Source organism: Achromobacter sp. Marseille-Q0513, assembly GCF_018195695.1.
Lineage (GTDB): Bacteria > Pseudomonadota > Gammaproteobacteria > Burkholderiales > Burkholderiaceae_B > Achromobacter.
In genome coordinates this window covers 23,296-31,914 of sequence record NZ_JAGTJY010000054.1, presented here as the reverse complement: position 1 = coordinate 31,914, position 8,619 = coordinate 23,296, and the positions used below count along the sequence as shown (strand labels likewise).

Sequence of the window (8,619 nt, the reverse complement as noted above, 5' to 3'; positions counted from 1 at the left end):
GGAATACCTGGCCCGCCGCGCAGCATCCGGTTGAGCGCGGCGGGCCAGGTATTCCTGGAAGATGCGCGCCGGCTGCTGGCCGATGCCGGACAGGCAGCGCAACGCGCCCGCCTGGCCTCGCGCGGCGAAGCCGGGCAGCTCGCCCTGGGCTATACCAGCTCGGCCGCCCTGCACCCCGACGTGCCACGGCTGATACGCGCGTTCCAGGCCAGCTACCCGCGCATCCGCCTGAAGTCCCAGGAAAACGCCACGCGCGACCTGCTGGAAAGCGTGGCCGGCGGCGCGCTGGACGCGGCCTTCGTGCGCGCCTCCTCCCGCCGCTATCCCGCGTTGCAATCCGTCGTGCTGGCCCGTGAAACCATGCTGGCCGCCTTGCCCTCGGATCATCCGCTGGCGCGCGAATCCACACCCTTGCCCTTGTCTCGCCTGGCCGGCGAAGCCTTCGTGCTGTACCGGCGCGCCGATGGCCCCGGCGTGCAGGACGAACTGCTCGACGCCTGCCGCCGCTCGGGCTTCGAACCCCGCGTTGTCGCCGACGTGCCGCGCCTGCTGTCGGCGGTCATGCTGGTGGCGGCCGGCACCGGCGTGACGGTCGTGCCGCGCACGTTGCGCAGCCTGCACCAGGACGCTGTCATCTACCGCGAGCTGGATCCGGCATCGGCCTTCACCATTCCCCTCAACCTGGTCTGCCGCGCCGGGCCGGCGGACTCGCCAGTGGCGCGCTTCGCGCAGCTCGCCGGGCAGGACCGGCCGCCGGCCTGAAGCCGCCGCCGACGCGGCCACGCCGGCAGCCACGGGCGCGGCGCCTCAACCGCCCGCGCCCTGCTCCCAGCCTCCGCCCAAGGCCTTGAACACATCCACACGCGCGGCGCCGACCTGCTGCTTGAGCGCGGACTCCTGCGACATCGCCGTAACCAGGCTGTCCTGCGCCACCAACACATCCAGATAGCTGATCGAACCCGCGCGATAGCGTTGCTCGGCCAAGTGAAAGGCATTATCGGCGCGGTTGCGGGCCTGGACCAGCGCATCGCGCTGGCGGATCGCCGCGTCATACGCGCTGAGCGCCTGCTCGGTTTCCTTCAGCGCGTTCAGCACCGCGCCGTCGAAGCGGGCCAGCGAGGCCGCGCTCTGCGCCTCGGCCTGCTCGATGCGGCTACGCGCAGCGGCGATGTTGGGAAAGCTCCAGGACACCAGCGGACCCAGCGCGAACGACCAGGCGCGGTCGCCGGTAAGCGTGTCATTACGCAGGTAGCTGCCGGACGCGCCCAGCGTGACGCGCGGATAGAGATCGGCCACGGCCACGCCGATGCGCGCGGTGTCGGCGGCCAGCCTGCGCTCGGCCTGGCGCAGATCGGGCCGCCTGCGCAGCAACGCGGCGCCGTCGCCCACCGGGATCGCACCGCCCACCTCGGGCGGACTGGCGCAAGCGCGGGCGGCCTGCGGCACCTGGGCCGGCGTGCGTCCCAGCAGCGCCGCCAATTCGAACAGGGCGGCGCTGCGCCGCGTCTCGATGGGCGCCAGCGCCGCCTCGGTGCGCGCCAGCGCCACGCCGGCCCGCTCGGCGTCCAGGCGCGAAGCCGAACCGGCGCGCTCCTGCTCGCTGATCAGGTCCAGGTTGCGCCGCGCCAGCGCGATGGACGCGCGCGCCACCTGCTCCGACTCGCCGTAGGCGCAGGCGTTCAGGTAGGCGCGCGCCGTATCGGCCACGACCAGCACCCTGGCCGCGTCATAGGCCGCTGCGACCGCGTCGGCGTCGTAGCGGGCCGCCTCGATGTCGCGCCGCACCCGTCCGAACAGGTCCACCTCGTAGGCCACTTCCAGCCCGCCGCTGTAGCTCCACTGCCGGGGCGCCGGGCCGTCGCCGCCGCCAGCCGCGTTGTTGCGGCCATAGCGCGTGCCGCCCGACAGCTGGGTGGACGGCAGCAGCCCGACCCGGGCCTGGTCGTAGACCGCGCGCGCCTTGTCCAGGTTGGCCAGCGCCGCGCGCAGGTCGGGATTGGCGGCCAGCGCTTCCTGCAACAGGCCGTTGAGCGTGGCGTCGTCGTACAGCCGCCACCAGTCCGCTGGCAGCTCGGCGCCGGCGTTGGTGCGCTCGGACTGGCTGACGAACGCACCGGCGGCCGCCGACGGCATCGCCGGCGCGCGATAGTCGGGCCCGCTGGCGCAGCCGCTCAGGGCCAGCGCCAGCAGCAAGGGCGCGGCAAGGGCTCGCGCCCTGCCCGCCGGGCACAGCGATGACTCAATGCGCATGACCCGCCTCCGACGCCAGTTCGCGGGCGCGCGCGCCTTGCGCCGCCGCCCGGTGGTCCTTGGCGATGAAGCTGTAGATCGTGGGCAGCACGAACAGCGTGAACAGCGTGCCGATCAGCATGCCCATCACCACGACCACGCCGATCGAATACCGGCTGGCCGAACCCGCGCCGCCGGCGAACAGCAGCGGCACCAGGCCGGCGACCATGGCCGCCGTGGTCATCAGCACGGGACGCATGCGCACCGTCGCCGCCTTCTCGATGGCTTCGATGCGGCTCAGGTTCTCATGCTCTTGGATATGGTTGGCGAAAGTGACCATCAGGATTCCGTGTTTCGAGATCAGGCCGATCAGGGTGACCAGGCCGATCTGGGTGTAGATGTTGAGCGTGGCGTAGCCCAGCCACAGCGGCACCAGCGCGCCGCAGACGGCCAGCGGCACCGTGACCAGGATCACCAGCGGATCGCGCAGACTCTCGAACTGCGCCGCCAGGACCAGGAAGATCACCACCAGCGCGAAGCCGAACGACACCCACAGCCGGTTGCCTTCCTGCACGAACTGACGGCTGTCGCTGAGCCAGTCGACGCTGGTGCTGGCCGGCAGCGGCTGCGATTGCAGGAACGCGACGGCCTCGCCCATGCTGATGCCGGGACGGGGCAGCATGACCAGCGTGGCCGAGTTCATCTGGCCGAACTGGGTGAGCTGGTTGGCCTGGGGCCGTGTCTCGACGCGGGCGACGGTGGACAGCGGCACCAATGCGCCGGTGATGGTCTTGACGTAGAAGCGGCCCAGGTCTTCCGGCGTCATCCGGTCGTCCTGCCTGACCTGCGGGATCACGTCATAGGACCGGTCATGGAAATTGAAGCGGTTGACGTAGTTCTCGCCCACCAGCACCGCCAGGGTTTCGGCGATGGCCTGCATGGTCACGCCCATTTCGCGCGCCTTGGCGCTGTCGATGGCGACATGCGCCTGCTGGCTGTCGAAGGCCAGGTCGTTCTGCACGTAGACGAACAGGCCGCTGGCATAGGCCGCCGCCTTGATCTTCTCGGCGGTGTCATAAAGCGTCTTGAAGTCCTCCGGCGAGCGCAGCACCATCTGCACCGGCAGGCCGCCGCTGGAGCCCGGCAGCGCCGGGAACTGCACGGCCGTCAGCGTTTCGCCGTCGATCGCGCCGCCGGCCGCCTGTATCTGGCCCTGGATCTGGATGGACGAGCGCGAGCGCTCGGACCAGTCCTTCAGGATCGCGCCGCTCAGCATCTGGTTCTGCCCGCGTCCGGTGCCGCCGATATGCATGAAGCTGCTGTCGAACTCGGGGATGGATTCGAAGATCTGCTCGACCCGGGCGGCGTAGCGCGCGGTATAGCCCACCCCCGCGTACTGCGGCGCCTTGGCGATGACGATGACCGCGCCCTGGTCTTCCGTGGGCGCGAGCTCGCGGCGGATGCCCAGCAGCAGCACCACGATGGCGGCCAGCACCGCCACGCCCACCAGCAGCACCGCGCCGCGCGCGGCCAGGGTGCGCGACAGCGCGCGCCGGTAGCGCTCGGCCAGCGACGCCATATAGTGCTCCACCAGCTTGGCCAGCCGGCCCTCGTTCTGGCGGGCATCCAGCAGCATGGAGCTCATCACCGGCGACAAGGTCAGCGCGACCACGCCGGACACGACGACCGAGCCGGCCAGCGTGAAGGCGAATTCCTTGAAGAGCGCCCCCGTCAGGCCGCCCATCATGCCGATCGGCGCGTACACGGCCGCCAGCGTGATGGTCATGGCGATCACCGGCCCGACGATCTCGCGCGCGCCCAGCAGCGCCGCGCGCACCGGTGACAGCCCGTCTTCGACGTGCCGGTGGATGTTCTCGACCACCACGATGGCGTCGTCCACCACCAGCCCGATCGCCAGCACCATCGCCAGCAAGGTCAGCAGGTTGATGGAAAAACCGAACGCCAGCATCAGCGCCGCGGTGCCGATCAGCGACAGCGGAATGGTCACGACCGGAATGATGACGGCGCGGAAGGTGCCCAGGAACAGGAAGATCACCGCGATCACGATCACCACGGCCTCGACCAGCGTTTCCCTGACTTCCTCGATCGACGCGTTGACGAACTTCGCCACGTCGTAGTTGGGCATCACGCTCAGTCCCGGCGGCGCCATCTCGCGGATCTTCGGCACCAGCGCCTTGGCCTGCTTGACGATCTCCAGCGGATTGCCTTCCGGCGAGGGATACAGCGACACGAAGATCGCCGGCACGCCGGACGCGAAGGACGCGTTGTTGTAGTTCTGGCCGCCGATTTCCACCGTCGCCACGTCGGACAGGCGCACCACGCCGCCGTCGGGCTTGGACAGGATCACCATCTGGCGGAAGTCCTCGACATCGCGCAGGTCGGTGGCGGCGCTGATGTTGGTGACGGTCAGCGAACTCTTGAGCTGGCCGGGCGCGGCCTGCACGTTGTTGGCGCGCAGCGCCGCCGCGACCTCGCCGGCCGACAGGCCGCGCGCGGCCAGCCTGACCGGATCGATCCAGATGCGCAGCGCCAGCGTCTGGCCGCCGTTGATATCGACCGAGGCGACGCCGGGAATGCCCGCGAACAGCGGCTGGGCGACCCGGTTGGCGAAGTCCGTGATCTGCGGGATGGTCAGCGTATCGCTGAAGAAGGCCACGTACTGCACGGCCGTGCCGCCCTCGGTGGACTTGCTGATGACCGGATCGGTGACGCCGGCCGGCAATTGGTACTTGACCTGCTGCACCTTGGCCAGGATCTCGGTCATGGCGCGGTCGGCATCGGCATTGAGCACCAGGCGCGCCTTGATTTCGCTCTTGCCCTGGGTGGTGGTCGAACTCAGGTATTCAATGCCGCTGGCCGTGGCGATGGACTGCGAGATCGGCGTGGTGACGAAGCCCTGCATCACCTCCTGCGTCGCGCCCGGAAAGGACGTGGTCACGGTGACGGTGGCGTTTTCCAGGTACGGATACTGCCGCACCGGCAGCGAGAACACGGCGGCCGCGCCCATCAGCAGGATCAGCAGGCTGACCACCAGCGCCAGGATGGGCCGGCGGATGAAGATGTCGGTGAAACTCATGACGACTTCCTCGTTGCTGCGCCCGGCGCGGGCGCGGCGGCCGGGGCGGGGCCGGCCGTGGCATCGGCGCCCTTGATCCTGACGATGGCGCCCGGCGGCAGGCGGTTCTGTCCTGCCGTCACCACCAGGTCGCCGGCCTGGATGCCTTGCGTGACCAGCACCTCCTCGCCCAGCCGGCGGCCGGTCGTGACCGGCACCGCGACGGCCTTGCCCACGCCTTGCGCGTTGGCGTCGCGGACCAGCACCACGCTGTCGCCGGAAGCCGAGGTCTGGATCGCCGTGAGAGGCAGCACGACCGCGCTCTCGGTCGCGGGCAACACCAGCGCGGCCGTGGCGTACATGCCCGACTGCAGCACGTGGTCGGGGTTGGGCAGCACGGCCTGCACCGTGGCGTTGCGCGTCTGGCTGTCGACGCGCGGCTCGATGGAGCTGACCCTGGCCTCGAACACGCGGCCGGGCACGGCGTCCACGCTCACCCGCACCGTCGCGCCGGGCGCCAGCCTGGGCAGGTCCTGCTGCGGCAGCGTAAAGTTCACGTACAACGGATCGAGCTGCGTCAGCGTGGCTACGGGTTCGCCCGCGTTCAGGTACTGGCCGACGTTGACGCGCCGGATGCCGATCTGGCCGGCGAACGGCGCCTGGACGCGCTTTTGCTCGATGCGTGCGTCCAGTTGCCGGACGGCGGCCACGGCCTGGGCCGCCTCGGCCTTGCGCTGCTCCAGCACCTCGCGCGACTCGGCGCCGCTGGGCGCCAATCCCTGCGAGCGCCGCAATTGCAGCAGCGCGAAATCGGCCTTGGCCGAGGCGGCCGCGCGGTCGGCCTGCTCGGGCGCGTCGAACAGCTGGACCAGCGCGGCCCCTTCCTTGACGGTCTGCCCGGCCGTGAAGTGAATGGCGGTCACGCGTCCCGCCGTGTCCGGCGCCAGCATGACTTCGCGCACGGCCTGCAGACTGCCGACCGCCCGCAACGAACCGGCGACGCTGCGCGGCTCGGCCTGGACGACCGAGACCAGGAACGGCGGCCGTTCTGCCGGCTTGGCCACGCCGGCCCGCGCCGCACGCCAGCCGTACAAGCCGCCGGACACCAGCGCCAGGCCGACCAGGCTGATGACGAAAGGCCGGATGCGCATCACGGCCATGCGCCGGTTGCCCGCCTTGGGCAGGCGGATGCCGGGTCCGCCCGCGGAGGTATTCGTATCACGCATGACGATTTCCCTTGGATGCACCGAACAAGAGCTTCAAGGCCACGACCACGGACAGGGCCACGGCGCTGGCGCCGGCCAGGTACACCGAGGCGATGCCGCCGGCGTCGGCCAGCAGGCCGGCCAACGGGCTGGTGATGCCCAGCGACATGTCCAGGAACGCGACGTAGGCGCCCATCGCCAGGCTGCGGGTCTGCGGCGGCGCGCGGCGCACCGCTTCCACGCCGAAGCCGGGGAAGGCCAGCGAGTAGCCGAAGCCGGTGAGCGCGGCGCCGATGTAGGCCATGACGGCCGTGTCCGCGCCCCAGATCAGCAGCTGGCCGGCCGCTTCGATGATCACGCACACCAGCGCGACCTTGGCGCCGCCGATCTTGTCGGGCAGATGGCCGAAGAACAGGCGGGCGCCGATGAAGGCCACACCGAACGCGGTGAAGGCCAGCGAGGCATTGCCCCAATCCTTGGCCGCGAACAGCAGGGCGATGAAGGCGGTGATGACGCCAAAGCCGACGCTGGACAGGGCCAGGCCCATGCCGGGCGCCCAGACGGCGCTCAGCACCTTGTAGAACGGCGTGCGCCGCTGGCTGGTGGGAGCGATGCCGCGCACGCCGGCCACCACGGCCAGCGCCAGCATGGGCACGAACAGCGTGGCGACCGAGATGCCGTTGAAGCCCCACAGGCCGTTGACGACCACGCCGGCGGGCGCGCCCAGCGCGTAGGCGCCGTACATGGCGATGCCGTTCCAGGCCATGACCTTGCCGGCGTTCTGCGGCCCGACCAGGCCGATGCCCCAGCCCATCGCGCCGGTGACGATCAGGCTTTCGCCCATGGCCAGCAGGATGCGGCCGGCCACCAGGATCCACACCGACGTGGTCGGCGCGTCAAGAAAGGCCAGCGAGGCCAGATAGAGCAGGCCCGAGGCGGCGGCGGCCACCGAGCCCGCCACCACGGCGCGCTTGGCGCCGCGCATGTCGGCGTAGTTGCCGGCCCACGAGCGCGACAGCAGGGCTGCGGCGAACTGCGAGCCGACCACCAGGCCGACCACCAGCGTGTCCATGCCCAGGGTGTCGTGCAGGTGCAGCGGCAGCACGGGCAGTTGCATGCCGATGACCAGGAAGCCGATGAATACCGCCAGCGTGAGCGGCAGCAGCTTGATCACCACATTGGTGACGGGGGGCGCAAGCGTCGAGGGCGACGCGTGCTGGGTATGTGCTTTTGTCATGATTGGGTCCAGGAGAGAGCGGCGCCACGGGCCGTTTTCGGTCGGCGCCGGGGCGTTCGATGCCGGTTGGCGGGCGTCTTCCTCGTCTCCTTGGAATGCGCTCTTTCGCCGTCATCGGGATAAAATGCGAATAATTCGTCGCGTTAAAATTATGCGACTAATCCTTCGCGTTTTCTATTCGCATTCTCTTTCGACCCGCCCAGCCGCCATGAGCCAGAGCAATCCCCCGCAGATCTCCTCTAGAAAGCAGCCCAAGCAGGCGCGCTCGGCCGAGCTCGTGGCCACCATCCTGCAAGCCGCTACTCAGGTTTTGGCCCAGGAAGGCGCCGGCCGCTTCACCACGGCGCGCGTGGCCGAGAAGGCCGGCGTCAGCGTCGGTTCGGTCTACCAGTACTTCCCCAACAAGGCCGCCATCCTGTTCCGGCTGCAGAGCGACGAATGGCGCCAGACGCAGGAAATGCTGAGCCGCATCCTGGAAGACCAGGCCAGGCCACCGCTGGAACGGCTGCGGGCGCTGGTGCATGCGTTTGTCCACTCGGAGTGCGAGGAAGCCGAGATGCGGGTCGCGCTCAGCGACGCCGCCCCGCTCTACCGCGACGCGCCGGAAGCCCGCGAAGCGCGGGCGGCGGGCGAGGAAACCTTTCGCGCCTTCATGCGCGAGGTGATGCCCAAGGCCTCGCCGGCCGACCTGGCCCTGGTGGGCGGCTTGATATCCACCACGCTGAGCGCCGTGGGCAAGGTCTTTTCAGGCCACGCGCGCAGCAAGGCGGAAATCGGCGCCTATGCGGACGCCATGGCGGACATGTTCTGCGCCTATATCGCCGACGTGGCGCACCGCGCTTGAACGTCGACGCGCGGCCCCGGCGTTGGCG

6 protein-coding genes are annotated in these 8,619 nt (G+C 70.0%); 2 read left to right on the top strand and 4 right to left on the bottom strand.

Annotated elements, in window-relative coordinates:
- On the top strand, window positions 1-762 hold a 762-nt coding region (locus KDH83_RS13685; RefSeq protein WP_212316552.1), incomplete at its 5' end, for a LysR substrate-binding domain-containing protein.
- A gap of 45 nt (window positions 763-807) precedes the next feature.
- Here KDH83_RS13685 and KDH83_RS13680 read toward each other — a convergent pair.
- The 4 genes from KDH83_RS13680 to KDH83_RS13665 are packed head-to-tail and all read right to left on the bottom strand — an operon-like array spanning window position 808 to window position 7,747.
- Window positions 808-2,250: an efflux transporter outer membrane subunit gene (locus KDH83_RS13680; protein ID WP_212316550.1), complete on the bottom strand. Its 1,443-nt coding sequence runs from the start codon at window positions 2,248-2,250 to the stop codon at window positions 808-810.
- Window positions 2,240-5,326 carry an efflux RND transporter permease subunit gene (locus tag KDH83_RS13675; protein ID WP_212316548.1) on the bottom strand — a complete coding sequence of 1,029 codons (3,087 nt, stop codon included), beginning with the start codon at window positions 5,324-5,326 and terminating at the stop codon, window positions 2,240-2,242. Before KDH83_RS13675 ends, KDH83_RS13680 begins: the two co-directional genes overlap by 11 nt.
- A complete protein-coding gene (locus KDH83_RS13670; protein ID WP_212316546.1) occupies window positions 5,323-6,531 on the bottom strand; it encodes an efflux RND transporter periplasmic adaptor subunit in 1,209 nt (402 codons plus the stop codon). The genes KDH83_RS13675 and KDH83_RS13670 overlap by 4 nt, the downstream gene beginning before the upstream one ends.
- Entirely contained in the window at window positions 6,524-7,747 is a 1,224-nt protein-coding gene (locus KDH83_RS13665; RefSeq protein ID WP_212316544.1) for an arabinose transporter, read from the bottom strand. Before KDH83_RS13665 ends, KDH83_RS13670 begins: the two co-directional genes overlap by 8 nt.
- A 208-nt stretch (window positions 7,748-7,955) precedes the next feature.
- On the opposite strand from KDH83_RS13665, the gene KDH83_RS13660 reads away from it, so the two are divergent.
- Entirely contained in the window at window positions 7,956-8,591 is a 636-nt protein-coding gene (locus KDH83_RS13660) for a TetR family transcriptional regulator (protein ID WP_212316542.1), read from the top strand.
- The last annotated feature ends 28 nt before the right edge of the window (window positions 8,592-8,619 follow it).

Bases quoted from the DNA above. Each gene is read 5' to 3' on its own strand.
- KDH83_RS13670 (WP_212316546.1), bottom strand. From the start codon at position 6,531: ATGCGTGATACGAATACCTCCGCGGGCGGACCCGGCATCCGCCTGCCC.
- KDH83_RS13680 (WP_212316550.1), bottom strand. From the start codon at position 2,250: ATGCGCATTGAGTCATCGCTGTGCCCGGCGGGCAGGGCGCGAGCCCTT.
- KDH83_RS13665 (WP_212316544.1), bottom strand. From the start codon at position 7,747: ATGACAAAAGCACATACCCAGCACGCGTCGCCCTCGACGCTTGCGCCC.
- KDH83_RS13660 (WP_212316542.1), top strand. From the start codon at position 7,956: ATGAGCCAGAGCAATCCCCCGCAGATCTCCTCTAGAAAGCAGCCCAAG.
- KDH83_RS13675 (WP_212316548.1), bottom strand. From the start codon at position 5,326: ATGAGTTTCACCGACATCTTCATCCGCCGGCCCATCCTGGCGCTGGTG.